This is a genomic window from Streptomyces sp. NPDC057445 (assembly GCF_042802855.1).
Lineage (GTDB): Bacteria > Actinomycetota > Actinomycetes > Streptomycetales > Streptomycetaceae > Streptomyces.
In genome coordinates, this window is record NZ_JBHVDH010000004.1 from 113,606 (window position 1) to 138,505 (window position 24,900).

Here is a 24,900-nt window from a genome sequence, read left to right on the forward strand (position 1 = left end):
CGTCTCCCCGTCCCGGACGTGACCCGCGTCTCGCGACCCCGTGGGAGATCGCCCAAAGCGGGCGGTTACGCTCATCGCCATGAAGAAGAGCGTGCTGACCCGCTACCGGGTGATGGCCTATGTCACCGCCGTCATGCTGCTCGTGCTGTGCACCTGCATGGTGTTCAAGTACGGGTTCGACAAGGGCGAGGACCTCACCTTCGCGGTCTCCCAGGCCCACGGCATCCTCTACATCATCTATCTGATCTTCGCCTTCGACCTGGGCTCCAAGGCAAAGTGGTCGTTCGGCAAGCTCCTGTGGGTGCTGGTTTCCGGAACGATCCCGACCGCCGCCTTCTTCGTCGAGCGCAAGGTCGTCCGCGAGGTCGAGCCGCTCATCGCGGACGCGGCTCCGGCCGTCGTCAAGGCGTAATCGCGCGACCACACCGCCGTACGTACACACGTACGGCGGCCCCCCATCGACATTTACTAGGACGTCCTAGTAAATTCGAGGGTATGGACGCTGACGCCATCGAGGAGGGCCGCCATCGCTGGCAGGCCCGCTACGACTCCGCAAAGAAGCGGAACGCCGACTTCACTACGCTCTCCGGTGACCCGGTCGAGCCGGTCTACGGGCCCCGGCCCGGGGACACCTACGACGGCTTCGAGCGGATCGGCTGGCCCGGCGAGTATCCGTTCACGCGCGGGCTGTACCCGACCGGCTACCGCGGCCGCACCTGGACCATCCGCCAGTTCGCCGGCTTCGGCAACGCCGAGCAGACCAACGAGCGGTACAAGATGATCCTCGCCGCCGGCGGCGGCGGGCTCAGCGTCGCCTTCGACATGCCGACCCTGATGGGACGCGACTCCGACGACCCCCGCTCCCTCGGCGAGGTCGGCCACTGCGGTGTCGCCATCGACTCGGCCGCCGACATGGAGGTCCTCTTCAAGGGCATCCCGCTCGGCGACGTCACGACCTCGATGACGATCAGCGGCCCCGCCGTGCCGGTCTTCTGCATGTACCTCGTCGCCGCAGAGCGGCAGGGTGTCGACCCGGCCGTGCTCAACGGCACGCTGCAGACCGACATCTTCAAGGAGTACATCGCGCAGAAGGAGTGGCTCTTTCAGCCCGAGCCCCATCTGCGTCTCATCGGCGATCTGATGGAGCACTGCGCCAGGTCCATCCCCGCCTACAAGCCGCTCTCCGTCTCCGGCTACCACATCCGCGAGGCGGGTGCGACGGCCGCGCAGGAGCTGGCGTACACGCTCGCGGACGGCTTCGGCTACGTCGAGCTCGGCCTGAGCCGGGGCCTGGACGTGGACGTCTTCGCGCCCGGACTGTCCTTCTTCTTCGACGCGCACCTCGACTTCTTCGAGGAGATCGCCAAGTTCCGCGCGGCCCGTCGCATCTGGGCCCGCTGGATGAAGGAGGTCTACGGCGCGAAGACCGACAAGGCGCAGTGGCTGCGTTTCCACACCCAGACCGCCGGGGTCTCGCTCACCGCCCAGCAGCCGTACAACAACGTCGTACGGACGGCCGTCGAAGCCCTCGCGGCCGTTCTCGGCGGCACCAACTCGCTGCACACCAACGCCCTCGACGAGACGCTGGCGCTGCCGTCGGAGCAGGCCGCCGAGATCGCCCTCCGCACCCAGCAGGTGCTGATGGAGGAGACCGGCGTCGCCAACGTGGCCGACCCGCTGGGAGGCGCCTGGTACGTGGAGCAGCTCACCGACCGGATCGAGGCCGACGCCGAGAAGATCTTCGAGCAGATCAAGGAGCGCGGACTGCGCGCCCACCCGGACGGCAAGCACCCCATCGGGCCCATCACCTCCGGCATCCTGCGCGGCATCGAGGACGGCTGGTTCACCGGCGAGATCGCGGAGTCCGCCTTCCGCTACCAGCAGTCCCTGGAGAAGGGCGACAAGCGCGTGGTCGGCGTCAACGTCCACCACGGCTCGGTCACCGGCGACCTGGAGATCCTCCGCGTCAGCCACGAGGTCGAGTGGGAGCAGGTCCGCATCCTCGGCGATCGCAAGTCCGGGCGCGACGACGCGCGCGTACGGGCCTCGCTGGACGCCATGCTGGCCGCGGCGCGCGACGGCTCCAACATGATCGAGCCGATGCTCGAGGCGGTCCGTGCCGAGGCCACGCTCGGCGAGATCTGCGATGTCCTGCGGGACGAGTGGGGGACGTACACGGAGCCGCCTGGCTTCTGATCAGGCCCCGGAAACCTTTGGAACGACCGGCTGTTGAGCCCCTACGGTGGCGCAATGGCCGGTCTTCCTGTTCCCGTTCACGGCGTACGCGTCCGCCTCCGCCACGTCGCGGGCTGTGGCCCCTTCGCCGACATCACCGTGGACTTCTACCCGCCCGGTGCGGGCGGTGAGCCCGAGTTCACGAACGTGGTGCCGGACGAAAAGCTGCCCGCGGAGTACGGGCCGGCGCTCAGGAACGGCATCGAGGAAGGGCTCGGGGGCGTCGCAGCGGCCGTAGTTGTCACGGCCGGACGCCACCACGAGGTGGACTCCTCCGAGTTCGGCTTCAAGACGGCGGGACGGATGGCGGGCCGCGCCGCGCTGGTCGCCGCGGGACTGCTGCCGGCGGAGGAGGCGGAGCGGCTCACCAAGGTGACGTGGCCGGCCAAGCCGGGGCCCAAGGGGGGCCAGGGAGGCTGAAGTTCAGTGGGTGGGCGGTGGACGGTGGGCGCCTGCCCCGACCGTGCCCGGCGGGTCGCCCTGGGCGCCTCACATCTGGGCCGCTGCACCGAGCCCGCCCAGCAGCACCGCTGTGAAGCGGCGGACCCAGTCCTCGTCGACGGGTTCGGCGCTCACCAGGGCGCGATGCACGACCGCACCCGCGATCACGTCGTAGATCAGGTCCGCGGTGCGGGCAGCCGCCTCCGGGTCGGTCTCCACCGGGAGTTCGCCACGTTCCTGGGCCCGCGCGCGGCCCTCCAGGACCAGCCGCTTCTGGCGGTCCACGATCGATACCCGGATCCGCTCGCGCAGCGGCTCGTCGCGCGTCGACTCGGCGACCACCGCCATCAGCGCGCTCCTGGCCTCCGGGCGCTGGAGCAACTCCGCGAACTGGAGGATGACGCCCTCTATGTCGGCGGCGAGAGAGCCGCGGTCGGGGAGCTCCAGCTCGTCGAAGAGAACGGCGACCGCATCCACGACAAGTTCGTTCTTGCCCGCCCACCGTCGGTAGAGGGTCGTCTTGGCCACACCGGCACGCGTCGCGACATCGCCGAGCGTCAGCTTGGACCAGCCGAGCTCGACCAGAGCGGCCCTGGTCGCGTCGAGGATGGCGGCGTCCGCCTCGGCGCTGCGGGGGCGGCCGGTACGGGTCGTTTTCGGACGGCTGCGGCTACACATGACGGCGACCATACCGGCCAGTAGGTGAATCCTTGTGAGGCACTTCACCGGGTGAGTCTTCCCGGTCGCGTGGTATTCCAGTTACGCTACGACTCGTAGCGAAAGCGAGAGCTGAGCGACGACCACAGGTGTCCGGTGGGGACCGGCACCACAGAACGAATCGCAGGACGCGGGACCGGCGGACACAGGACTTCCGCTGGGCTTTTCACTCGTGCGCGCGGAGGGGGGAGGATGTACTCATGCAGCCTAGGAACATGTCCATGAGCGGCGTCGTCGACCTCGCCGCGGTGAAGGCGGCCGGTGAGGCCAAGGCCAAGGCGGAGCAGGCTCGCGCCGAGGCCGCCCGACAGGGCGGCGCGGGTGCGGTGTCCCCCTCCAGCCTGGTGATCGATGTCGACGAGGCAGGCTTCGAGCGCGATGTCCTGCAGCGCTCGGTCGAGGTCCCGGTCGTCATCGACTTCTGGGCCGAGTGGTGCGAGCCGTGCAAGCAGCTGAGCCCGGTGCTGGAGCGCCTGGCCGGTGAGTACAACGGCCGCTTCGTGCTCGCCAAGATCGATGTCGAAGCCAACCAGATGTTGATGCAGCAGTTCGGGATCCAGGGCATCCCGGCTGTCTTCGCGGTCGTCGCCGGTCAGGCGCTGCCGCTCTTCCAGGGCCTGGCGCCCGAACCGCAGATCCGCCAGACGCTCGACCAGCTGATCCAGGTCGGCGAGGAGCGCTTCGGGCTCACCGGCATCACGGTCGACCCGGACGCCGACGTGGCCGCAGAGGCCACGGCCCCGGCCCCCGCCGGACCGCACGACGCGCTGCTCGAGGCGGCCGTCCAGGCGCTGGACGCGGGTGACCTCGGCGGTGCGGTGCAGGCGTACAAGAACGTGCTCTCCGACGACCCGGGCAACACCGAGGCCAAGCTCGGCCTCGCCCAGGCGGAACTGCTCGCACGGGTGCAGGACATGGATCCCGATGCCGTGCGCAACGATGCCGCGAAGAAGCCGGACGATGTGCGGGCGCAGATCTCGGCGGCCGACCTCGATCTCGTCGGCGGGCATGTCGAGGACGCCTTCGGCCGGCTGGTCGACACGGTGAAGCGCACGGTGGGCGAGGACCGCGATGCCGCACGGCTGCGACTGCTGGAGCTCTTCGAGGTGGTCGGTCCTGACGACCCGCGCGTGACCGCGGCACGCACCGCGCTGGCGCGGGTGCTGTTCTGACGACCCTGACGACGCTGTTCCGGTAGGGCCGGAGCGGTCGCCGATTTGGCGACAGAGTGACAAAGTGCGGCCGCGCTTTACCAAAACTTGGTAAACGCGGCCGCTGTTACTCGGAGTACATCAACGTCGTTGTTCTGTCCCGTTTTTCACGCCAATATCCCCTTGTGTCGATCGGCCCTGAGGCACCCTCTGTGGCCGGTCGACATCTCGGTGTCGTGGCGTGGTTATCGCTCCGTTACTAGCGAGTAACGAACCCCCTTGTGCCCCGGCGCGTAATGCACCACGATCGGCCACGCTCGGTCCATCACCGCACCAGCCCGGCAGCCAGCCGCGTTCGCGGTCCTGGGTCCCCACCGAGTGGGTCGGCGGCAGAGGCGCCGGCCGTGGACAGGGGGGTTCCTGCCGAGCGGCAGGGCCTGTCCATTGCGGTTGCGCGAAGGCGTGGCCAGTGGTTGTCGCTCGGGGGTGATCGCCGGTGATTCGGACGCGGCTAGCGCCTGAGGCACGGCGCTCTCCTTCCCGAGGACGTAGCACTTCTCCCATCCCAGGACGGACCTCCTCGGTCCGTACTCGGAGATGTACGTCCGAGAAGGAGGAACAGATATGTCCCAGGTTCGTGGTGGGACCAGATGGAAGCGGTTCGCGGTCGTCATGGTGCCGTCCGTGGCCGCCACGGCCGCGATAGGCGTCGCCCTGGCGCAGGGTGCGCTGGCCGCGTCGTTCAGCGTCTCCGGCCAGAGCTTCAAGGTGACGGCGGACGCGCTCGACGGTGAGGACTTCTTCCAGTACGGAAGCCTCGCGACGGGCACCGACCTCAAGGGCAAGAAGGAAGCCCACGCGGTCGCGGTGTCGTCGTTCAGTCACGCGACGATCACCAACATGTGCCAGTCGGTCGTCACTCCCGACGTACCGTTCTTCGGCAACGTCAGCCTGGAGCTGAGGGCCGGCGGCCCGGGTCACGACAAGGTCGACGCGACGGACCTGTACCTGGATGTCGAGAGCCTTGAGGCAGACGCGACGTTCAAGGACATCGACATCGGCGTCGCGGCGGGTGACCCGTCCAACAGGCCTGGCAGCGTCCAGCCCGGCAGCAAGGTGCCGGTGAACCCGAACGGCTTCGCCCAGCGGGCCAAGGAAGCTCACCTGAAGAAGGTCAAGCAGACGGCGTGGGCGACCACTGCCGGCACCTTCAAGCTGAGCGGTCTCAACATGAAGCTGCACACGGGTGCCCCCAAGGAGTGCTACTAAGCACTTGTCCGGGCGGGTGGGGAGCGCCTTTTGCGGCCCCGCCCGCCCGATCCTCTACTTCTTTTCTCAGCAACACCGGTTCCAGGGAGCTGTTTTCCATGAGCGCCGAGTCTCCGGGGCAGCAGAACGAGCACTACATCCGCGTCATCCGACGCCGCTTCCGCGACTGGCGGGGCCAGCGACCCTTCTGGGCCGGCCTGTTCACCATGATCGGCGGCGTGCCGATCGCCTATTTGCCGTATGCAAGCCTCACGCTCGGCCATCTGTCGCTGCAAATGGCGACCACCGCGGGCGCCGGTTCGCTGATCATCGGCGTACTGCTGGTGACGCTGGGACTGACGATGTGGTTCCACCACATTGTCCGTGTGTTCGCCGGTGTGGCCTCGATCATGCTGGCGCTGGTCTCGCTCCCGGTCTCCAACTTCGGAGGCTTTGTGATCGGCTTCGCATTCGCCCTGACGGGTGGGGCGCTCTCCATCTCCTGGGCGCCCGGGAAGCCTGCCGAGTCGGCCGAGGGCACCGCTGAACCGTTGCCGGCCTCCGCGCCGCAGGACGAGGCCGACGTTCCCCTGGTCCCCGGTCCGCAGTTCGGGGAGGGCCCGAGCATGACGAAGACGACTGCCCACGCCGATGGCGGGAGGAACAGTGCGGGGTGACGAAGCACAGTCGGTGACGGACGGCAGTTACGACGGGTGGGCGAGAAAGGGGCCGCGTCACGCGGCTCCCCGGAAAGGCCTGTTCACGAAGCTGCACATACCCGCCGGCAAGGCGATGGCGATAGCCGCCGTGCCCACCGCTGTGTTCGTCGGCATGGGTCTGACCCCGAGGCTCGCACTGGCCGAGGACAGCAAGGACATCCCCTTCGCTCCGGGGCCCTGCGTCACCCGCTCGGACGAGCCGAGCGAGTCGGCGTCGCCGTCCGCCACGGAGTCGCCGAAGCCCTCGGAGAAGCCGTCGGACGAGGAATCCGGAAAGCCGGACCCGTCCGCCAGTGGCGACTCGTCGGGTGACGAGGAGCAGAAGCCGGAGCCGGGCGAGAGCCCGTCGGCTCCGGGGTCCCCGGTCGGTTCGGCCGCCGGATCCGGATCGGACTCCGACTCCGACTCCGACTCCGACTCAGCGGGTGAGGCTGCCGGTCAGCAGGCTCCCGCGCCCGAGCCCAGCAAGACCACGAACCCGCTGGACCCGCTGGGTCTCGGTGACGCGATCAAGGACATCTTCGACGGCCCCGACAAGGAGCCGACGGCCACGCCGACGGACAACGCCGACGATCCGTCGGAGGAGCCGGCCGAGAAGCCTGCTGACGAGCCGTCGGACGAGCCGTCGAAGCCGTCCGGTGATACCTCGGCCAAGCCTGCCGAGCCCAAGGACGAGGTCGCGGACGAGGTCGCGGACAAGGCCGACGGGACCACGGACAAGGCCAAGGACGCCATCAAGGACGCGGCGGACAAGGCCGGTGCCGAGGTCGAGGAGCTGGACGACAAGGTCAAGGGCCTGGACCCGGTCAAGGACGAGGACATCCCGGAAGGCGCCGACGGCAAGCCGCGCTTCCCGTGCCCGACCTCCGACCCGAAGGCACTGGCCGCCGCGGACCTCGAGCCGGGCATCCCGCTGCTGCCGGACGACCCCTGGCGGCTGGAGAGCTCCAAGCTCACCCTGAACGGGCTCGACTACAAGGGCATCGTCGAGGTCAAGACGGGCAGCGGCAAGATCAAGAAGGTCCTGAAGTTCACCGCGTCGTCGCTGGACATCAAGGACCTGCACCAGCTGGTCGTCTACCCCGACGGCAAGACCGCGCATGTCCAGGGGGCCAAGGGCTTGACGTCGACCATCCGCAACGGCGAAGTGACGATGTACACGGAGGAGCTGAAGGGCAACCTCTTCGGACTCATCCCGGTCACCTTCAGCCCGAAGACCCCGCCGCCGCTGAATGTACCGTTCGCGTTCTTCACCGACGTGAAGGTCACCCAGGCCGGCCAGTTCGGCGGCACGCTGACCGTGCCCGGGTTGCAGAACTACATCACCGGCTAGCACGGACAACTGACTTTCCGGGAGCCGCAGAAGGCTGTGGGCCCGCACCCCTCGGGGGTGCGGGCCCACAGTCGTTCCCGGCCTCGCCGGACGCGAGGCAGACCGGTCACTCATCGCCATCGCGGACGTCAACCCGGCCGCAGAGGCACGTACCTCCATGACGACGGCTTCGCACAGTCTTTCCTCGTCCATGTCCGGTCGGGGCGGTGCGAGCCAGTGGGCGGTCAACCTTCTTCCGGGATCGAGCCGGGTACAGATCGGCAAGCCGGCGCAGCCAGCCACGCACGCATGTCCATTCGGTGATCGACCGGATCGAAGCGCTGGCGCGAAGCCGCCGGCCACGCCGTGTGGAGCACTTCGTCCGGCAAGGCGGAGTCCAGCTGGGGCATGCGATGAGGCCGTCAGCGGCGTCGTTCGACGGACTGGCGAGCGGTTCTTCAGAGACCGTTGCTGTCATCTTCGATGATCCAAACGAAACGGCCCGGCTGAAGCCACGAGGGCCTTGAAGGCCTCCTTGCTCGCCTCGTCCGCATGGGAAGGGGGCCGTCCCCGGTGCCCGGCACCAGGGACGGCCCCCTTCGTGGTTCGCTCAGGAGGCTCGGATCGCCTGGGTGATCTCAGCGCCGGTGCGGGCGACGACCACGGTGTATCCGTCCTTCAGGGCTGATGGCAGCCGCTCTTGGTCCTCCTCCTGCTGGAGGACGACGGTCCCGCCCGGGACGACGAGCACCGCGTCGAGCCGCCGCAGCAGCCCGGCGAGGAGGTCCATGACCCCTTCCCCTCCGAAGCGGTTGAAGGTGATATTGGTGGGGCTGCTGAGGTAGACGTCCGCTGCCTCCCCCTCCCCAGTGCTCACCTGGAGGAAGTTCAATTCGGGGTCCCGCGTCACCACGTGGGGGCCGAGGACCTCGTGCGCGGCACTCATGTCCAGCGGTGCTGGCTCGCCTTTCTCGAACCGGCACACGAAGATGTCAAAACTCATGGTGTCTCTGTATCACGGGTCGCCGGCGCCCCTGGAGATCCTGAAGCGCCCCCCGGTGCTCTCCCGATCGCCTGGGACCCAGTCCCTTAAGTCACTGGTATTGAGGCTTGCAGCGAATGGCCGCTACCGGCCGCCTGAGTTGCCGTTACCGCTGTTGCCGGAGTGGCACGACATAGGGATCGAGACTCATTCGCACGTCGGAGTCCGACACCTCTCGATTTCCCCCTACACCATTCCATCCCTCAAGTTGCCTCATCGCGTGGACAGGAACTCCCAGTCCATGGAAGAAGCAGCTGGCAAAAGCGAAGAAGGTAGCTTCGCCCCCTAGTTCCGTTTTCACCCACAGGGCAATATCCACCGTGTCGACACCGCGCATCGCACGCTCACGAACGCCGAGCGCAATCAACTTGGGATCCTTCATTTCCGAAACACCATCTCAACCTTCGCGTAATTACCGGGAGTGCTCTCCCTTGTCACGATCTCAACTTTCCCACTGGATCCGTATCTGGCGGCCATCTTGCCGGTGAAAGTCAGTCGTGCTGCTTCCTCCCCGCTCAGCATGAGACTCTGCATCCAGCATGGAAGCTGTCCAGTTTGCCCTTAATGTCGCCACGGCCCAGCCAGGTGCCTCGAATCCCCTTTGCGTTTCCGCCGATCTTTCCATGCCGTCGTCAATCATGACGCTGCCAGCTGGAGTCTTGCTCTCTTTAGCGAGAGATTCAGGATCCCATCGCCGTCGATAGAACTCATCACCCCATGACTTCCGCTGCCGTAGTCGTCTGCCCATTCAGTACAAGGGAGCTAGTGACTCGGTTGGTCTTGGCGTCGGCCCGGCGGGCCGACGAACGGTTGCCGACGAGCAGGTTGCCGCCGCGGTGACCAGGAGGAGAACACGCTGCGTGCGCGCAGGCACAACAACACTGGCCGCGCTGGAGGTCGCCACCGGCAAGGTGATCGGCTCCCTGGCACCGCCGATACCGGGCCCAGGAGTTCAAGAAGTTCCGCCGCATTCGGGCCGCGTGTGACAGACACGAGGAAACCCCGCCAGGGATTACCTGGCAGGGTTTCGACTTCATCGATCCGACGGGGTCACCGGTCGTTGAGGGCAGCCCGCAGGTAGGCGATCAGCTCATCGGTCGGCACCTCGACCCAGTCGGCCCCGGGTACCCCGACGCGAACGACCTCATAGCGCTCGCCGTCCAGCTCGTGCACCAGGGCCTGTCGGCTCGCTCCGTCGAACAGATCCACGCGCAGGCGGACGGCGCTGTGCGAGATCGTCGGGAACATGTCCCGCAGCACCTCGTCCGCGTGGAGGCGACGCAGAAGGTTCCACTGCCTCCGGTGGAATTCGGACGACAGAAGGTCGGCCCACTGCGCGGAAGTGGGCTCTCCCCTCTCCAGCGCCCCGGCGAATTCGTCGAGCTCCAGGAACGTGAACCTCACCGCCAACTTGTCGAATGGCACACCTTCCCGCCAAGCGGCGACCGCCTCCACGAGCGACCCGAGGTCGTCTGTCGAGCCGATCCCCCAGGTGAACCCCGGAATGTCCCAGGTGAACCCGGGAATATGGACACGCACCCGGAACAGCCGCTCCTCCGTCGCGGGATCGACCGACAGGAGCCCCCTTGCCGTCTCGACAATGACGGCGTCGGTGGCCGGGGGTGCCGGCCAGATTTCTCCTTCGCTCAGCTTCGCGGCCTCTTTGATCGCCGGTACGAGGCCGCCCGCGGCGGTCACGTCCGGATACAGGTCTCTCCAATGGGTTTCCACAGTTGATTCCTAGCAGCGGCACTGGTCGGAGAAGGAAGGCTTCACAGGGCCGAGATCTCCCTTCAGCCCCGACAGATCCGGCATAGGTGTCGAGGGAAGCAGTCGTGGGACTCCGTCCGCACCCGCGTAGTAGGCGCCCCTCCAGGTGGGAGGGACGCCCTCGGATCGGTCCTTGTCGCGATCGATGGTGTCAGTCGTGGTGAATCAGGTCTTCTTCCTGGAAGACGTGGTACTCGCCGTAACTGAATCGTGCACCGAGGGTCTCGTACCGGGCGTACTGCTCCTCGGTCAGCGGTACGGACAGCACCACCAGTACTCGCAGGAACAACCGGAATCCGAGGTCAGGGTCGACCCGGGTGATGACCTGCTCCAGCGATGCAAGGACCGTCGTGGCGGGAAGTCTCGGAGATCGTGGAACGGATGGCCGCGCGGCAGCGGGCCGCGCTGATCAACGCCCTGAGCGCCTTCAACGCGGCGGGCGGCGAGCCGTCGATGCCGACGAGTGGGGCCGACGCGTATCCGCTGGGGTGGGAGGACACGGCGCTTCCGCACGGTGGTTGAACGGGCCCGCGGGGAGGCTCGGCCCGAGCGTCGGGCGGGTGCGGCACCGGTAGGTGGCGAGGGGTGCCCTCTGCCACGGATCATGACGGGTGAGGGGCATCCGCTCGTCCATGTGTTCCTTGCTGCAGCCGAGTTGCTCGGCGATCGCCCTGGAGCCGGGGCGGCGGTGCTGCTGCCCGCCCGGGGGCGCCGGTATCTGCGGCCCGGCGACCCGGCCCTGTCCCGGACCCAGGTCTTCGCCTGTGAACAGGGCAGCGGAGGAAACGCGACCGAGGGCGGTATCCCGTGAAGTCCGGGATACCGCCCTCGGTCTGGTGCTCAGCCGTCAGTGGGTGCGAGGGAGGCGCTGGAGAGTGCCGTCGTCCACGACGGACTCGTTGTAGCCGAACCTCTCTCCCAGCTCGCCGTACCGGCGATGCTGTGACTCACTGATCGGGACCAGGTAGCGACCCACCGCCATGGGTTCCGTCAGGGTTCCGCGGTCGGCCTTGAGGGGCCCGGGATCATGCGGGTCCGGGACTCCCGGGGGCGTGGGATCGACCCTGCGGGCTCGTCGTAACGGCGGACAGAAAGCCCGAGGGCGGTGCCCCGGTTCCTGGGAACCGGGGCACCGCCCTCCGTGCACGCGGACGCGTCAGCCGCGCTTGGCGCCGCCCAGGTGGTGCACCCGCACCATGTTGGTCGTGCCCGGAACGCCCGGAGGGGAGCCCGCGGTGATGATCATGACGTCGCCCTCGTTGAAGCGCAGGAGCTTCAGCAGTTCCGCGTCCACCAGGTCGACCATCGCGTCCGTGGTCTCCACGAAGGGGGCGATGAACGGCTCCACGCCCCAGCTCAGGGTGAGCTGGTTGCGGGTGGACTCGTCCGTCGTGAACGCCAGGATCGGCTGCTCGGCACGGTAGCGCGAGAGGCGGCGGGCCGTGTCGCCGGACTGGGTGAAGGCGACCAGGGCCCTGCCGCCGAGGAAGTCGGCGATCTCGCAGGCCGCGCGGGCCACCGAACCGCCCTGAGTGCGCGGCTTCTTGCCGGGGACCAGGGGCTGGAGGCCCTTGGAGAGGAGTTCCTCCTCCGCGGCGACGACGATCTTGGACATCGTCTTGACGGTCTCGATCGGGTACGCACCCACCGACGACTCGGCCGACAGCATGACCGCGTCCGCGCCGTCCAGGATCGCGTTGGCGACGTCGGAAGCCTCGGCGCGGGTGGGACGGGAGTTGGTGATCATCGACTCCATCATCTGGGTCGCCACGATCACCGGCTTGGCGTTGCGGCGGCACAGCTCGATGAGCCGCTTCTGCACCATCGGTACCCGCTCCAGCGGGTACTCGACGGCCAGGTCGCCACGGGCCACCATCACACCGTCGAAGGCCATGACGACATCCGCCATGTGCTCGACGGCCTGCGGCTTCTCCACCTTGGCGATGACCGGGACCCGACGGCCCTCCTCGTCCATCACCTTGTGGACGTCCTTGACGTCGTTGGCGTCGCGCACGAAGGAGAGTGCGACCAGGTCGCAGCCCATCCCGAGCGCGAAGCGCAGGTCCTCGACGTCCTTCTCGGACAGGGCCGGGACGTTGACCGCCGCGCCGGGCAGGTTGATGCCCTTGTGGTCGGAGATGACACCGCCCTCGACGACGATGGTCTTCACCCGCGGTCCGTCGACCTCGACGACCCGCAGCTCGACGTTGCCGTCGTTGATGAGGATCGGGTCGCCCTTGGAGACGTCGGCGGGAAGGCCCTTGTAGGTCGTCCCGCAGATGTGCTTGTCACCGGGGACGTCTTCGACGGTGATCGTGAACTCGTCGCCGCGGACCAGCTCGACCGGCCCCTCGGCGAAGGTCTCCAGGCGGATCTTCGGGCCCTGGAGGTCGGCGAGCACGCCCACCGGGCGGCCGGTGTCCTCCGATGCCCTGCGGAGACGGTCGTACCGCTCCTGGTGCTCTGCCTGGGTCCCGTGGCTCATGTTGAATCGGGCCACGTTCATGCCGGCCTCGAGAAGCACCTTCAGCTGCTCGTAGGAGTCGACGGCGGGGCCCAGTGTGCAGACGATTTTGGAACGGCGCATGAGGCGGATCCTATCGGGTTTGTTTCTAGGCGGAATATTCCGTCTGGTGGAAAGTACAAATGGGCGCCCCGCCGCTCAGGCGTGAGCCTGTTCGGTGGACATTTCTCCGGATTCTCCGTCGGAGAATCCCTCGGGGGTTCCGACGACGAGCGCGAAGGTCTGCTGTGCGATCTCCAGTTCCTCGTCCGTCGGCACCACGGCGACCGCCACCCGCGCGTAGTCCGGCGAGACGAGCCGTGGCTCGTCCGACCGTACGGCGTTCAGGTCCGCGTCCACCACGACTCCCAGCTCCTCCAGACCGGCGATGGCAGCCTCCCGCACCTGAGCGGCGTTCTCACCGACACCCGCCGTGAACACGATCGCGTCCACCCGGCCGAGTACTGCGTAATAGGCGCCGATGTACTTCTTCAGCCGGTGGATGTAGATCTCGAAGGCGAGCTGTGCCCGCTCGTCACCTTCCTCGATCCGCCGCCGGATCTCGCGCATGTCGTTGTCGCCGCACAGCCCGACCAGGCCGCTCTTCTTGTTGAGCAGTACGTCGATCTCGTCGGTGTCCATGCCCGCCACCCGCTTCAGGTGGAAGGTGACCGCGGGATCGATGTCCCCGGAGCGCGTACCCATGACCAGCCCCTCCAAGGGGGTCAGTCCCATCGAGGTGTCGACGCACCGGCCGCCGGCGACCGCCGATGCCGAGGCGCCGTTGCCCAGGTGCAGCACGATGACGTTGACGTCCTCGGGAGCCTTGCCCAGCAGCTCGGCGGTCTTGCGCGAGACATACGCGTGCGAGGTGCCGTGGAAGCCGTAGCGGCGGATGCGGTGCGCGTCCGCGGTCTCCACGTCGATCGCGTACCGGGCCGCGTACTCCGGCATGGTGGCGTGGAAGGCCGTGTCGAAGACCGCGACCTGCGGCAGGTCGGGGCGCAGGGCCCGGGCGGTACGGATCCCCGTGATGTTCGCCGGATTGTGCAGGGGCGCCACCGGGACCAGGCGCTCGATCTCCGCCAGCACCTCGTCGGTGATCACGGTGGGCGTGGTGAACTTCAGCCCGCCGTGCACCACCCGGTGGCCGATCGCGGCCAGTTCGGGGGAGTCCAGCCCGAGGCCGTCCTGTGCCAGCTCCTCGGCGACGGCCTTCAGCGCCGCGCCGTGGTCCGGGACCGGGCCCGTGCGCTCACGCTTCCCGCCTCCGCCGACCAGCGGGGTGTGCACCAGCCGGGACGTCCGCTCGCCGATCCGCTCGACGAGACCCATGGCGAGACGGGCGCGATCGCGCATGTCGAGAAGCTGGTACTTCAGCGACGAGGACCCGGAGTTGAGGACGAGGACACGGCCGGCGGCGCGGGCGGCGCCGGTGCGGGATGCGCTCATGCGGGAAGCTCCTGCCCCTGGGACTGGATCGCGGTGATGGCGACCGTGTTGACGATGTCGCTGACCAGCGCGCCGCGCGAGAGGTCGTTGACCGGCTTGCGCAGCCCCTGCATCACCGGTCCCACGGCCACCGCGCCGGCCGAACGCTGCACGGCCTTGTAGGTGTTGTTGCCGGTGTTGAGGTCGGGGAAGATCAGTACGGTGGCCTGGCCCGCCACCTCGGAGCCGGGGAGCTTGGTCGCCGCGACGGACGGCGCGACCGCGGCGTCGTACTGGATCGGGCCCTCGATCTTGAACTCGGGATGGCGCTCGCGCACCAGCTTGGTGGCCTCGCGCACCTTGTCCACGTCCGCTCCGGATCCCGAGGTGCCGGTGGAGTACGACAGCATCGCGATCCGCGGCTCGACGCCGAACCGGGCCGCCGTGGCGGCCGACTGCACGGCGATGTCCGCGAGCTGCTCGGCGTCCGGGTCCGGGTTGACCGCGCAGTCGCCGTACACGAGCACCTTGTCGGCGAGGCACATGAAGAAGACCGAGGAGACGATCGAGGCTCCCCGAGAGGCTTCGCCCTGGGAGGTGCCCCAGGGCCTGGTCTTGATGATCTCGAAGGCGGGGCGGATGGTCGCCGCGGTCGAGTGGACCGAGCCCGAGACCATGCCGTCCGCCAGGCCCTCCTGGACCATCAGGGTGCCGAAGTAGTTCACGTCCGCGACGACGTCGTACGCCAGCTCCACCGTCACTCCCCGGTGCGCGCGCAGCTCCGCGTACCGCTCGGCGAAGCCACTGCGCAGCTCCGAGGTGGCCGGGTCGATCAGCTGGACGGGGGAGAGGTCGATGCCGAGGTCGGCGGCCTTCTTGCGGATCACGTCGGGGTCGCCGAGCAGGGTGAGGTCGCAGACGTCACGGCGCAGCAGTACGTCGGCGGCGCGCAGCACCCGCTCCTCGGTGCCCTCGGGCAGCACGACACGGCGGCGCTCGGCGCGGGCCTGCTCCAGCAGATCGTGCTCGAACATCATCGGGGTGACCCGGCCGGTGCGCGCGACCTCGACCCGCGCGAGCAGTCCGGCCGTGTCGACATGGCGCTCGAAGAGGCCGATCGCCGTCTCTGCCTTACGAGGGGTCGCCGCGTTCAACTTCCCCTCCATCGCGAAGAGTTCCGCCGCGGTGGGGAAGGAGCCGCCGGGCACCGAGATCACCGGTGTGCCGGGAGCGAGCCGGTCGGCCAGGGTCAGGATCGCTTCGGCGGGGCGCTCGTCGAGGGTGAGCAGCAGCCCGGCGATGGGCGGGGTGCCCGCGGAGTGCGCGGCGAGCGCGCCCACCACCAGATCGGCGCGGTCACCGGGCGTGACGACCATGCAGCCGGGGGTCAGGGCCTTCAGGAGGTTCGGCAGCATCGCGCCGCCGAAGACGAAGTTCAGCGCGTCCCTGGCGAGCCCCGCGTCGTCACCGAGCAGCACGGTGGCCCCCAGGGCATGGGTGACCTGGGCGACCGTGGGCGCGGCGAGCGCGGGCTCGTCGGGGAGTACGTAGCAGGGGACGGGCACACGGGCGGCCAGCCGTTCGGCGATCACCTCGCGGTCGTCCGGCGCCACGCGGTTGACCACCATCGCGAGGATGTCGCAGCCGAGTACCTCGTAGGCGCGGTGCGCGTTGCGGGTCTCCGCGCGCACGGACTCGGCGGGCTGGCCCTTGCCGCCCACCACGGGTATCACCGAGGCGCCGAACTCGTTGGCCAGACGGGCGTTCAGGGCGAGTTCGTCGGGGAGTTGGGTCGCGTGGAAGTCCGTGCCGAGGACGAGGACGACCTCGTAGTCGCGCGCCACCGCGAGGAAGCGGTCGACCAGCCGCGACACCAGTTCGTCGGTGCCCTTCTCGGCCTGCAGCGCCGCGGCCTCGTGGTAGTCCATGCCGTACACGGACGCCGGGTCCTGGGAGAGCCGGTAACGGGCACGGAGGAGATCGAAGAGCCGGTCCGGTCCGTCGTGGACCAGTGGCCGGAACACGCCCACCCGGTCGACCTGACGGGTCAGGAGCTCCATGACCCCCAGTTCGATCACCTGGCGACCGTCTCCGCGGTCGATCCCGGTCACGTACACGCTGCGCGTCACGCGTGCTCTCCTGTCCTGTGTCGTGTGCCGTGCGTACTGCGGCGCGTGCCCGAACCGCCGGACCCTGGTCCCGGCGCTGAGTGTCCCGGGTGCCGGGCCCGGCCCTGAGCTGCTCATTGTCAGCTCGTGTGCTTGAAGAACCCCCGATAGGGTGGCGCTGTCCTCTTGACAATACCCCTGGGGGTGGGTAGGGCGCCCGCTGCGTCCGTCAGGTGTCGCGGACCGGCAGGAAGGGCGCGGCCCGGTCCCCACGTGGAAGAATCGAAAGCGCTCACATGTATCACCGGCGAGCAGGAGACACAGCGCGATGCGTATCGGAATTCTCACCGCAGGCGGCGACTGCCCCGGCCTGAACGCAGTGATCCGGTCGGTCGTGCACCGGGCCATGACCGGCTACGGCGATGAAGTCATCGGCTTCGAGGACGGATTCAAGGGCCTGCTCGACGGCCACTACCGCCCCCTCGACCTCAACGCGGTGAGCGGCATCCTCGCCCGCGGCGGCACGATCCTCGGCTCCGCCCGGCTCGAACGTTCCCGGCTGCGCGAAGCCGCCGAGAACAGCGGCGAGTTGGCGCGCCGCTACGGCATCGACGTCCTCATCCCGATCGGTGGCGAGGGCACGCTGACCGCCGCCCGGATGCTCGCGGATGCCGGGATGCCCGTGGTGGGCGTACCGAAGACCATCGACAACGACATCTCGTCGACCGACCGTACCTTCGGCTTCGACACCGCGGTCATGGTGGCCACCGAGGCGATCGACCGTCTCAAGACGACCGCCGAATCGCACCAGCGGGTCATGGTCGTCGAGGTGATGGGACGGCACGCGGGCTGGATCGCCCTCGAATCCGGAATGGCGGGCGGCGCCCACGGGATCTGCCTGCCCGAGCGGCCCTTCCACGTCGACGACCTGGTGAAGATGGTCGAGGAACGCTTCGCCCGCGGCAAGAAGTTCGCGGTCATCTGCGTCGCCGAGGGCGCGCACCCTGCCGAGGGGTCCATGGACTACAAGAAGGGCGCAATCGACCAGTACGGCCATGAGCGGTTCCTGGGTATCGGCAACCGTCTCGCCCTTGAACTCGAACGCCGGCTCGGCAAGGAGGCCAAGCCCGTCATCCTCGGTCATGTGCAGCGCGGTGGAGTTCCGACCGCTTACGACCGTGTTCTGGCGACCCGTTTCGGCTGGCAGGCGGTGGAGGCAGCGCACCGCGGTGAGTTCGGCATGATGACCGCGCTGCGCGGCACGCAGATCAAGCTCGTGCCGCTGGCGGATGCGGTCACGCGCCTCAAGACGGTGCCCGGGGACCGGGTGCTGGAGGCCGAGTCCGTCTTCTGACCGCAGGGCGGCCCGCGGCCGACCGTGCACATGGTGTGCGGCCTGCGTGACGGTGTGCGGCATCGAGGAACCGGCGGGACGACACCGGCCGCGCCCCGGAGACGGCCGCGACCCTGACCGCCTCCCCCGTGGACGGTCAAGGCCGCACCTCCCGGCTGTAGTTGCCGGAAGCCAGTGTTGAGTCGACCGGCCGGATCGAACAAGACCGCCGCCCGTCCGGGACACCGCCCGACGCCGTCCCGGACGCCCCGGAAGGCTCAGCGGAACGGGCGGCCCAGTGGGACGGGCGGCTCAGCGGATGGTCAGCTCCCAGAAGTGCTCGACCACCCGCTCCAGGAACTCCCTGCCCGCCTCGCCCGACCCGCCCGAGTCACCCCAGCTCGACGTCGTGACCATGCGGGCCTGATAGTCGGCGTGAAGCTGCTGCAGTACGTTCTCGAGACGCTCCTTCGGCATCGGCAGCAGCTTCCCGACCGGGCGCACATACGCCTGCCAGCGGGTCGTCGCCGCGCTGCGCAGCAGGTCCGCGAGCTCGTCGTTCCGGCCGGTGGCGGTGAGCAGCTCGCGCGGTGAGAGCGACAGGGCCACGGCGAGCGCCGCGGTCTGGCGTTCGTTGCCGCGCCAGCGGTTCGACTCCTCCACCCGCCGGTACGCGGACACGTCCATGCCCACCCTGCGGGCCAGGTCCTCCTCGGTGACGGCACGGGCGATCCGGTGCTCGCGCAGGGTCCGGGCGGCGCCCAGCAGATCACCCGGCGCACACCACAGCACCCCCGCCAGTGCCGTCAGCTCCTGTGAGCTCGGTGCCAGCAGCCCGCGCTCCCAGGCGACCACCGTGTCCGGGGTGATCTGAAGTCCGTACTGGGCCTGCAGGCCGTAGGAGACATGGCCGGGAGCCATCCCCAGCGCCTCACGCAGACGGCGGGCGGCAGGGGCGTTGAAAGGCGGGGTCGAGTGCACGCGCACACGGTAGGGCGAGGCCGGGCGTTCTGACTACGGTGGGTTTGCCCAACGTCACAAATCGGAGGAATATCCAGAAATGGCCATGGCGTGAATCCGGTCGCCGGGCTCGTCCGGTCGGCGCGCGCAGCGTACCAGGCGGTAGCTTTCAGCGGCCCGACGGGAGCCAGCGGTACTGGAGTTCGGGGCGGCCGATCTGTCCGTACTGGGGGCTGCGGTCGGCCCGGCCCTCGGTGACCAGATGCTCCAGATAGCGGCGCGCGGTGATCCGCGAGATCCCGACGGCGGCCCCGGCCTCGGCGGCGGTGATCCCGGCGGACGCGTCGCGGAGCGTACGGGTCACGGCTTCCAGCGTGGGCGCGCTGAGGCCCTTCGGCAGCGCGGCGGGCCGGGGCGTGCGCAGGGTGGCGAGCGCCCGGTCCACCTCGTCCTGGCCCGAGGCCTCGCCCGCGGTGGCGCGGAACTCGGCGTACCGGGTGAGGCGGTCGCGGAGCGTGGCAAAGGTGAAGGGCTTGAGGACGTACTGGACGACCCCGAGCGACACTCCCTCACGGACGATCGCGAGGTCCCGGGCGGATGTGACGGCGATGACGTCCGCTGAGTGTCCGGCCGCGCGCAGCGACCGGAGCAGCTGGAGACCGTGCCCGTCGGGCAGGTAGAGATCCAGCAGGATCAGCTCGACGGGTGTGCGCTCCAGCGCCCGGTACGCCTCGGCCCGCGAGTGCGCCACCCCGGCGACGGCGAACCCGGGCACCCGCCCGACGTAGAGGGCGTGGGCGTCGGCGGCGACGGGGTCGTCCTCGACGACGAGCACACGGATGACGGAGCCGTCGGCCGGCGTCACCGTCTCACCTCCGGGACACGCAGCGGCAGCCGTACGGTGAACTCGGCTCCGCCGTCGGGCCCTTGGCCCACCTGCACGGTCCCCCGTCCCCGGTGTGCGGCCTGGCGCACCAGTGCCAGGCCGAGCCCGCGGCCGGGCCCCCTGGTCGACCAGCCCCGCTCGAACACGGCCTCCATGTCCCCGGGGCCCACCCCGGGTCCGCTGTCGCCGACGCGGAGGACGAGCTCGCCGTCGTCCGCACGGGCGGTGACGGTGACCCGCGGCCTGGTCTCGGCCGCACGTGGGTGGGGCACCCTCACGTCCCCGCCGGCCGGCTTCTGCTCCGTAGGCGGCGTCGACGCCGCCTCCACCGCGTTGTCGATCAGGTTGCCCAGCACGGTGACCAGATCACGCTGCGGAAGCCAGGCGGGCAGGACGCCGTCGTCGATACGGCTGTCGTCCGCAAGGACCAGCTCCACACCGCTTTCGTTGGCCTGCGCCGCCTTGCCCAACAGGAGTGCCGCCAGGACGGGTTCCCCAACCGCGCTGACCACACGGTCCGTGAGGGCCTGGGCCAGCTCCAGCTCGGCGGTGGCGAACCGGACCGCCTCGTCCGTACGGCCGAGTTCGATGAGGGAGACCACGGTGTGGAGGCGGTTCGCGGCCTCGTGGGCCTGGGCGCGAAGGGCCTGGGTGAAGCCGCGTTCGGAGTCCAGTTCGCCCGTGAGTGACTGGAGTTCGGTGTGGTCGCGCAGCGTAACGACCGTGCCCCGGCGCTCCCCGCCGACCACCTGCCGTGTGGAGACGACGAGCACCCGGTCCGCGGTCAGATGCAGCTCGTCGACCCGCGGCTCGCTCGCCAGCAGTGCGCCCGTGAGCCCCGGCGGCAGGCCCAGTTCGTCCGCCCCGCGGCCCACCACGTCCGTGCCCAGCCCCAGCAGCTCCCGTGCCCCGTCGTTGATCAGGGCGATGCGCCGCTGCCCGTCGAGCATCAGCAGCCCTTCGCGCACCGCGTGCAGGGTCGCCTGGTGGTAGTCGTGCATCCGGCTCAGCTCCCCGGCGTTCATTCCGTGTGTGTGCCGCCGCAGCCGAGCGTTGATCACATACGTACCCGCTCCGCCGAGCAGCAGCGCGGCGCCCGCCGTCCCCAGCAGTGCCGTGACCTGCTTGCGCACCTGCTCACTGATCTTGTCGATGGTGATGCCGGCACTGACGAGGGCCACGATCCGGTCACCGTCCCGCACCGGGGCCACCGTACGGACGGAGGGCCCGAGCACTCCCGGATGCGTCTCGGAGAACGTACGCCCACGCAGCGCCTCGTCGATGTGCCCCAGATAGGTACGCCCGATCTCGTCCGGCTCCGGATGCGTCCACCGCGTCCCGTCGGGAGCCATGATCACCACAAAGGTGACGCCCGAGTCCTTCCGCAGTTTCTCGGCGTACGGCTGGAGCACCGCCGACGGGTTACCGGACCGTGCCGCCGCCACCACCGACGGCGAGTCCGCCACCGCCGTGGCCGTCGCCGTCGACTGCCGCCGCGCGGTCTCCTCCGCCTGCGAGCGGTCGGTGAGATAGGCGAAGACGGCGCACCCGGCCACGATCGCGGCGACCAGCACGACCTGCATCGCGAAGAGCTGGCCGGCGAGGCTCCGGGGGCGCGGTATGTGCATGCCGTAAGTCTGCCTGGCCGATTTCGTGTGAACGAAACGTACGCAAGGGTGACCGGCGTCACAGGGTGATGGATAGTCGCGGCAGTCCACACGGGACGTGGACGCTCATCAGGCCGAGGAGGAATCCCTGTGGCAACCGCAACAGCAGCCGCGAGGCGGGACCGCACCCACTATCTGTATCTCGCTGTGATCGGTGCCGTCGTCCTCGGCATCATCGTGGGCTTCGCCGCCCCCTCGGTCGCCGTCGAGCTCAAGCCCATCGGCACGGGCTTTGTGAATCTGATCAAGATGATGATCTCGCCGATCATCTTCTGCACGATCGTGCTCGGCGTCGGCTCGGTCCGCAAGGCCGCCAAGGTCGGCGCGGTCGGCGGCCTCGCCCTCGGCTACTTCCTGGTGATGTCCACCGTGGCGCTCGCCATCGGCCTGATCGTGGGCAACATCCTGGACCCGGGCTCCGGTCTGCACCTCACGGAGGCGGCGAAGGCCGCGGGCGAGAAGCAGGCGGCGGGTGCGAGCGAGGGCACCGCGGACTTCCTCCTCGGCATCATCCCGACGACGCTGGTCTCCGCCTTCACCGAGGGCGAAGTGCTGCAGACGCTGCTCGTGGCGCTGCTGGCGGGCTTCGCACTGCAGGCCATGGGAACGGCGGGTGAGCCGGTGCTGCGCGGCATCGGGCACATCCAGCGTCTCGTCTTCCGCATCCTCGCCATGATCATGTGGGCGGCTCCGGTCGGCGCGTTCGGAGCGATCGCGGCGGTGGTCGGCGAGACCGGTGTGGACGCACTGAAGTCCCTCGCGGTCATCATGATCGGCTTCTACATCACCTGCGCCGTCTTCGTCTTCGTCGTGCTGGGCACACTGCTGCGCCTGGTCGCGGGCGTGAATCTCTTCGCGCTGCTGAAGTACCTGGGCCGCGAGTTCCTGTTGATCCTCTCCACCTCGTCGTCCGAGTCCGCGCTGCCGCGCCTCATCGCGAAGATGGAGCACATGGGCGTCTCGAAGCCCGTCGTCGGCATCACCGTCCCGACCGGTTACTCCTTCAACCTGGACGGCACCGCGATCTATCTGACGATGGCCTCGCTGTTCGTGGCCGAGGCGATGGGCAACCCGCTCTCGGTCGGCGAGCAGATCTCGCTCCTCGTCTTCATGATCGTCGCGTCGAAGGGCGCGGCGGGTGTCACCGGCGCGGGTCTGGCCACCCTGGCCGGCGGCCTGCAGTCGCACCGGCCCGAACTCGTCGACGGTGTCGGTCTGATCGTCGGCATCGACCGGTTCATGAGCGAGGCCCGCGCCCTCACCAACTTCGCGGGCAACGCGGTCGCCACGGTCCTCGTCGGCACCTGGACGAAGGAGATCGACAAGGAGCGGGTGAACGAGGTCCTGGCCGGGCGGATTCCGTTCGACGAGAAGACTCTCGTCGACGACCACGCCCCGACGGGCGGCGGCGCCTCCGTGGACGTACCGGAACAGCGCGAGGACGCGGCGGACGGGAAGACGACCGCGAAGGTCTGAGCGCCACCGCCGAGGGGCCCCGGCCATATGGCCGGGGCCCCGCACTCATCTGCTCGGCCCGCCGGAGAACCCGTTCAGCCCCAGGGAGCGCTGTTCGGTCCGCCGGGAACCCCCGCTCAGTCCGTACGAACCCCGATCAGTCCGCACGAACCGCCTACGGCAAATCCCGCTCGGTCCGTACGAACCCCCGCTCAGTCCGCACGAACCCCGCTCGGCCCGCACGAACCGCCTACGGCGAATCCCGCTCAGCCGACCGGGAACGAGAACACCGCGCACGTCGTGGTTCCGTGCGCGTACAGCTTTCCGTCCTCGATCCCCACCACCCGCGCCTCGGCCGTCGCCGTCGTACGCCCGACGTGCAGGGCCGTGCCCGTCACCCGCAGCGGCGGGGTGCCCGCGAAGACGGGCCTGATCAGATTCAGATTGAGCTGCGTCGTCGTGTACGTGGAACCCGCGGGCAGCCGGCTCATCACGGCCGAGCCGAGCGCCGCGTCCATCACCGCCGCGATGTAGCCGCCATGGACGCTGCTCATCGGGTTGTAGAGGTGCTCACCGTGCTCGGTCTCGAAGACCGCGAGCCCGTCGCCGACCTCCACGAAGGTGAACCCGAGCGTGCTCATGATCGGCGCGGACGGGAAGCGGCCGTCGATTCCGCCCTGGAGGATCTCCCGGCCCGTCATCCTGAGGATGTCGGCGCTGGGAGGCACGGGCGCGCCCCAGGTGTGTGTACGCGACCGGGTCGCCTGCGTCCGGTCGCTGCTGATGTCTGTGCTCATGCGCCGAATCTAGGAGCGGTCCCTGGCGGGAGCGAGTGTCGTATCCGACGTGGTTGGTACGATTCCCGACATGAAGGTGGCGGTTCTCGCGCTGGACGGGGTCTTCGGCTCCGGACTGTCCGCGATCCTCGACGTGCTGCACTCCGCCAATGCCATGCGCGGTGAACTTCCGCAGCCCCCGCCCGAGTGGGACATCCGCACCGTCGGATTCCGCCGACGGGTCACCACCGGCGTGGGCCACACGGTGCCCACCGAGCCGGTCGGCGCCGTCGACGACAGCGATCTGGTGATCGTGCCCGCCGTCACGGAGCGCCGCCCGGAAGCCCTGATCTCGTACGTCTCCGGCAACGCGAGCGGACCGGCCCGCGGCCTGCTCGCCGCGATCCGGGCCGCGGACACCCCGATCGCCTCCGCCTGCACGGGCACTTTCCTGCTCGCCGAGTCCGGGGTGCTCGATGGGCAGCGGGCGACGACCAGCTGGTGGCTCTCGCCCGTCTTCCGTGCACGCTATCCGGCGGTCCGGCTCGACGAGACCTCCATGGTCACGGTGTCCGGGGGCATCACCACGGCGGGCGCGGCCTTCTCCCATCTCGACCTCGCCCTGTCCGTGGTCCGCCAGGCCAGCCCCACCCTCGCCGATCTCGTCTCGCGCTACCTCGTCATCGACGACCGCCCGTCCCAGGCCGCGTACACCATCCCGGCCGCACTCGCCCAGAGCGATCCGACCGTCTCGGCCTTCGAGCGGTGGGCCCGCGAGCATCTGCACGAGCCGCTCGTCGTGTCAGAGGCCGCCGCCGCCCTGGGCATCAGCGAACGCACCCTGCAACGGACCGTGTCCCGCACGCTGGGCACCACCCCGGTCCGGTTCGTCCAGGACCTGCGCGTCGAGCAGGCGAGCCATCTGCTGCGGACGACCTCCCTGTCGCTTCCCGCCATCGCCCGACGTGTCGGCTACGAGAATCCGGGCACCCTGCGCCTTCTGCTCCGCAACCGCGCGGGAACGACGGCGACGAGCCTGCGCGGGCGGGCCCGGGACCAGGACGCGGGAGCGGGAGCGGAATAGGCCGGGACCGGGACCGGCAGCGGAATAGGGCGGGACCGGCAGCGGGGTCGGCGAACCGACCC

General features: G+C 69.1%; 25 protein-coding genes. 12 read left to right on the plus strand and 13 right to left on the minus strand.

The features are described 5' to 3' along the window. The first annotated feature begins 79 nt into the window (after positions 1–79). From ACFU5O_RS11775 to ACFU5O_RS11785, 3 genes are all read left to right on the plus strand, one after another. Complete coding sequence (locus ACFU5O_RS11775; RefSeq protein ID WP_384239144.1) at positions 80–412, plus strand: DUF3817 domain-containing protein; 333 nt, start codon at positions 80–82, stop codon at positions 410–412. 83 nt (positions 413–495) lie between these two features. Next, complete coding sequence (locus ACFU5O_RS11780; protein ID WP_384239146.1) at positions 496–2,196, plus strand: methylmalonyl-CoA mutase; 1,701 nt, start codon at positions 496–498, stop codon at positions 2,194–2,196. Positions 2,197–2,250: 54 nt separating this feature from the next. Beyond that, positions 2,251–2,655 (plus strand): hypothetical protein, encoded by a 405-nt coding sequence (locus ACFU5O_RS11785; RefSeq protein ID WP_384239148.1) that lies wholly within the window; start codon positions 2,251–2,253, stop codon positions 2,653–2,655. A gap of 69 nt (positions 2,656–2,724) precedes the next feature. On the opposite strand, the gene ACFU5O_RS11790 is transcribed toward ACFU5O_RS11785, so the two are convergent. Further along, positions 2,725–3,354, minus strand: coding sequence for a TetR/AcrR family transcriptional regulator (locus ACFU5O_RS11790; protein WP_384239150.1), 630 nt, complete (start codon positions 3,352–3,354; stop codon positions 2,725–2,727). Between the two features lie 239 nt (positions 3,355–3,593). Between ACFU5O_RS11790 and ACFU5O_RS11795 the strand changes: the two genes are divergently transcribed. From ACFU5O_RS11795 to ACFU5O_RS11810, 4 genes are all read left to right on the plus strand, one after another. Further along, positions 3,594–4,565: a tetratricopeptide repeat protein gene (locus tag ACFU5O_RS11795; protein ID WP_384239152.1), complete on the plus strand. Its 972-nt coding sequence runs from the start codon at positions 3,594–3,596 to the stop codon at positions 4,563–4,565. A 603-nt stretch (positions 4,566–5,168) separates the two neighbouring features. After that, positions 5,169–5,813: a DUF6230 family protein gene (locus ACFU5O_RS11800; RefSeq protein WP_384239154.1), complete on the plus strand. Its 645-nt coding sequence runs from the start codon at positions 5,169–5,171 to the stop codon at positions 5,811–5,813. A 98-nt stretch (positions 5,814–5,911) separates the two neighbouring features. Beyond that, entirely contained in the window at positions 5,912–6,469 is a 558-nt protein-coding gene (locus ACFU5O_RS11805; RefSeq protein WP_384239156.1) for a DUF6114 domain-containing protein, read from the plus strand. After that, on the plus strand, positions 6,459–7,844 hold the full coding sequence (locus tag ACFU5O_RS11810; protein ID WP_384239157.1) for a hypothetical protein: 1,386 nt from the start codon (positions 6,459–6,461) through the stop codon (positions 7,842–7,844). The genes ACFU5O_RS11805 and ACFU5O_RS11810 overlap by 11 nt, the downstream gene beginning before the upstream one ends. Positions 7,845–8,433: 589 nt before the next feature. Here ACFU5O_RS11810 and ACFU5O_RS11815 read toward each other — a convergent pair. The 4 genes from ACFU5O_RS11815 to ACFU5O_RS11830 all read right to left on the minus strand — a co-directional run bounded on the left by ACFU5O_RS11815 (position 8,434) and on the right by ACFU5O_RS11830 (position 10,924). Further along, entirely contained in the window at positions 8,434–8,826 is a 393-nt protein-coding gene (locus ACFU5O_RS11815; RefSeq protein WP_384239159.1) for a hypothetical protein, read from the minus strand. 145 nt (positions 8,827–8,971) lie between these two features. After that, positions 8,972–9,247: a hypothetical protein gene (locus tag ACFU5O_RS11820; protein ID WP_384239160.1), complete on the minus strand. Its 276-nt coding sequence runs from the start codon at positions 9,245–9,247 to the stop codon at positions 8,972–8,974. A 668-nt stretch (positions 9,248–9,915) separates the two neighbouring features. Then, positions 9,916–10,596, minus strand: coding sequence for a hypothetical protein (locus ACFU5O_RS11825; protein ID WP_384239162.1), 681 nt, complete (start codon positions 10,594–10,596; stop codon positions 9,916–9,918). A gap of 190 nt (positions 10,597–10,786) precedes the next feature. After that, positions 10,787–10,924 (minus strand): hypothetical protein, encoded by a 138-nt coding sequence (locus ACFU5O_RS11830; RefSeq protein ID WP_384239164.1) that lies wholly within the window; start codon positions 10,922–10,924, stop codon positions 10,787–10,789. Positions 10,925–10,971: 47 nt separating this feature from the next. On the opposite strand from ACFU5O_RS11830, the gene ACFU5O_RS11835 reads away from it, so the two are divergent. Beyond that, positions 10,972–11,157, plus strand: coding sequence for a hypothetical protein (locus ACFU5O_RS11835; RefSeq protein ID WP_384239166.1), 186 nt, complete (start codon positions 10,972–10,974; stop codon positions 11,155–11,157). Between the two features lie 82 nt (positions 11,158–11,239). Beyond that, positions 11,240–11,446, plus strand: a complete 207-nt coding sequence (locus ACFU5O_RS11840) for a hypothetical protein (RefSeq protein WP_384239168.1) — start codon at positions 11,240–11,242, stop codon at positions 11,444–11,446. A 36-nt stretch (positions 11,447–11,482) separates the two neighbouring features. On the opposite strand, the gene ACFU5O_RS11845 is transcribed toward ACFU5O_RS11840, so the two are convergent. The 4 genes from ACFU5O_RS11845 to pta all read right to left on the minus strand — a co-directional run bounded on the left by ACFU5O_RS11845 (position 11,483) and on the right by pta (position 16,698). Further along, complete coding sequence (locus ACFU5O_RS11845; protein WP_384239169.1) at positions 11,483–11,617, minus strand: hypothetical protein; 135 nt, start codon at positions 11,615–11,617, stop codon at positions 11,483–11,485. A 174-nt stretch (positions 11,618–11,791) separates the two neighbouring features. Then, the gene (gene pyk / locus ACFU5O_RS11850) at positions 11,792–13,222 is read right to left on the minus strand and encodes a pyruvate kinase (protein ID WP_384239171.1); all 1,431 of its coding nucleotides are present in this window, start codon (positions 13,220–13,222) and stop codon (positions 11,792–11,794) included. Between the two features lie 75 nt (positions 13,223–13,297). Further along, positions 13,298–14,590 (minus strand): acetate kinase, encoded by a 1,293-nt coding sequence (locus ACFU5O_RS11855; protein WP_384239173.1) that lies wholly within the window; start codon positions 14,588–14,590, stop codon positions 13,298–13,300. Then, complete coding sequence (gene pta / locus ACFU5O_RS11860) at positions 14,587–16,698, minus strand: phosphate acetyltransferase (RefSeq protein WP_384239175.1); 2,112 nt, start codon at positions 16,696–16,698, stop codon at positions 14,587–14,589. Before pta ends, ACFU5O_RS11855 begins: the two co-directional genes overlap by 4 nt. Before the next feature lie 307 nt (positions 16,699–17,005). On the opposite strand from pta, the gene ACFU5O_RS11865 reads away from it, so the two are divergent. Then, complete coding sequence (locus ACFU5O_RS11865; RefSeq protein WP_384239176.1) at positions 17,006–18,031, plus strand: 6-phosphofructokinase; 1,026 nt, start codon at positions 17,006–17,008, stop codon at positions 18,029–18,031. 291 nt (positions 18,032–18,322) lie between these two features. Here ACFU5O_RS11865 and ACFU5O_RS11870 read toward each other — a convergent pair whose 3' ends face one another. From ACFU5O_RS11870 to ACFU5O_RS11880, 3 genes are all read right to left on the minus strand, one after another. Next, positions 18,323–18,931, minus strand: coding sequence for a helix-turn-helix domain-containing protein (locus tag ACFU5O_RS11870; protein WP_384239669.1), 609 nt, complete (start codon positions 18,929–18,931; stop codon positions 18,323–18,325). A 208-nt stretch (positions 18,932–19,139) separates the two neighbouring features. Next, entirely contained in the window at positions 19,140–19,835 is a 696-nt protein-coding gene (locus tag ACFU5O_RS11875) for a response regulator (RefSeq protein ID WP_384239178.1), read from the minus strand. Then, entirely contained in the window at positions 19,832–21,484 is a 1,653-nt protein-coding gene (locus tag ACFU5O_RS11880) for an ATP-binding protein (RefSeq protein WP_384239180.1), read from the minus strand. The genes ACFU5O_RS11875 and ACFU5O_RS11880 overlap by 4 nt, the downstream gene beginning before the upstream one ends. Positions 21,485–21,613: 129 nt before the next feature. Here ACFU5O_RS11880 and ACFU5O_RS11885 point away from each other — a divergent pair, with 129 nt between their 5' ends. After that, on the plus strand, positions 21,614–22,999 hold the full coding sequence (locus tag ACFU5O_RS11885) for a cation:dicarboxylate symporter family transporter (protein WP_384239182.1): 1,386 nt from the start codon (positions 21,614–21,616) through the stop codon (positions 22,997–22,999). Between the two features lie 245 nt (positions 23,000–23,244). Here ACFU5O_RS11885 and ACFU5O_RS11890 read toward each other — a convergent pair whose 3' ends face one another. Beyond that, positions 23,245–23,775 (minus strand): PaaI family thioesterase, encoded by a 531-nt coding sequence (locus ACFU5O_RS11890; protein WP_384239184.1) that lies wholly within the window; start codon positions 23,773–23,775, stop codon positions 23,245–23,247. Between the two features lie 70 nt (positions 23,776–23,845). On the opposite strand from ACFU5O_RS11890, the gene ACFU5O_RS11895 reads away from it, so the two are divergent. Next, positions 23,846–24,838, plus strand: a complete 993-nt coding sequence (locus tag ACFU5O_RS11895) for a GlxA family transcriptional regulator (RefSeq protein WP_384239186.1) — start codon at positions 23,846–23,848, stop codon at positions 24,836–24,838. Positions 24,839–24,900 lie beyond the last annotated feature (62 nt).

Coding starts and splice junctions, on each gene's coding strand:
- ACFU5O_RS11835 (WP_384239166.1), top strand. CDS start 10,972: ATGCAAGGACCGTCGTGGCGGGAAGTCTCGGAGATCGTGGAACGGATG.
- ACFU5O_RS11805 (WP_384239156.1), top strand. CDS start 5,912: ATGAGCGCCGAGTCTCCGGGGCAGCAGAACGAGCACTACATCCGCGTC.
- pyk (WP_384239171.1), bottom strand. CDS start 13,222: ATGCGCCGTTCCAAAATCGTCTGCACACTGGGCCCCGCCGTCGACTCC.
- ACFU5O_RS11820 (WP_384239160.1), bottom strand. CDS start 9,247: ATGAAGGATCCCAAGTTGATTGCGCTCGGCGTTCGTGAGCGTGCGATG.
- ACFU5O_RS11795 (WP_384239152.1), top strand. CDS start 3,594: ATGCAGCCTAGGAACATGTCCATGAGCGGCGTCGTCGACCTCGCCGCG.
- ACFU5O_RS11815 (WP_384239159.1), bottom strand. CDS start 8,826: ATGAGTTTTGACATCTTCGTGTGCCGGTTCGAGAAAGGCGAGCCAGCA.
- ACFU5O_RS11790 (WP_384239150.1), bottom strand. CDS start 3,354: ATGTGTAGCCGCAGCCGTCCGAAAACGACCCGTACCGGCCGCCCCCGC.
- ACFU5O_RS11870 (WP_384239669.1), bottom strand. CDS start 18,931: ATGGCTCCCGGCCATGTCTCCTACGGCCTGCAGGCCCAGTACGGACTT.
- ACFU5O_RS11855 (WP_384239173.1), bottom strand. CDS start 14,590: ATGAGCGCATCCCGCACCGGCGCCGCCCGCGCCGCCGGCCGTGTCCTC.
- ACFU5O_RS11890 (WP_384239184.1), bottom strand. CDS start 23,775: ATGAGCACAGACATCAGCAGCGACCGGACGCAGGCGACCCGGTCGCGT.
- ACFU5O_RS11800 (WP_384239154.1), top strand. CDS start 5,169: ATGTCCCAGGTTCGTGGTGGGACCAGATGGAAGCGGTTCGCGGTCGTC.
- ACFU5O_RS11785 (WP_384239148.1), top strand. CDS start 2,251: ATGGCCGGTCTTCCTGTTCCCGTTCACGGCGTACGCGTCCGCCTCCGC.
- ACFU5O_RS11780 (WP_384239146.1), top strand. CDS start 496: ATGGACGCTGACGCCATCGAGGAGGGCCGCCATCGCTGGCAGGCCCGC.
- ACFU5O_RS11775 (WP_384239144.1), top strand. CDS start 80: ATGAAGAAGAGCGTGCTGACCCGCTACCGGGTGATGGCCTATGTCACC.
- ACFU5O_RS11840 (WP_384239168.1), top strand. CDS start 11,240: ATGACGGGTGAGGGGCATCCGCTCGTCCATGTGTTCCTTGCTGCAGCC.
- ACFU5O_RS11880 (WP_384239180.1), bottom strand. CDS start 21,484: ATGCACATACCGCGCCCCCGGAGCCTCGCCGGCCAGCTCTTCGCGATG.
- ACFU5O_RS11865 (WP_384239176.1), top strand. CDS start 17,006: ATGCGTATCGGAATTCTCACCGCAGGCGGCGACTGCCCCGGCCTGAAC.
- ACFU5O_RS11895 (WP_384239186.1), top strand. CDS start 23,846: ATGAAGGTGGCGGTTCTCGCGCTGGACGGGGTCTTCGGCTCCGGACTG.
- ACFU5O_RS11845 (WP_384239169.1), bottom strand. CDS start 11,617: ATGGCGGTGGGTCGCTACCTGGTCCCGATCAGTGAGTCACAGCATCGC.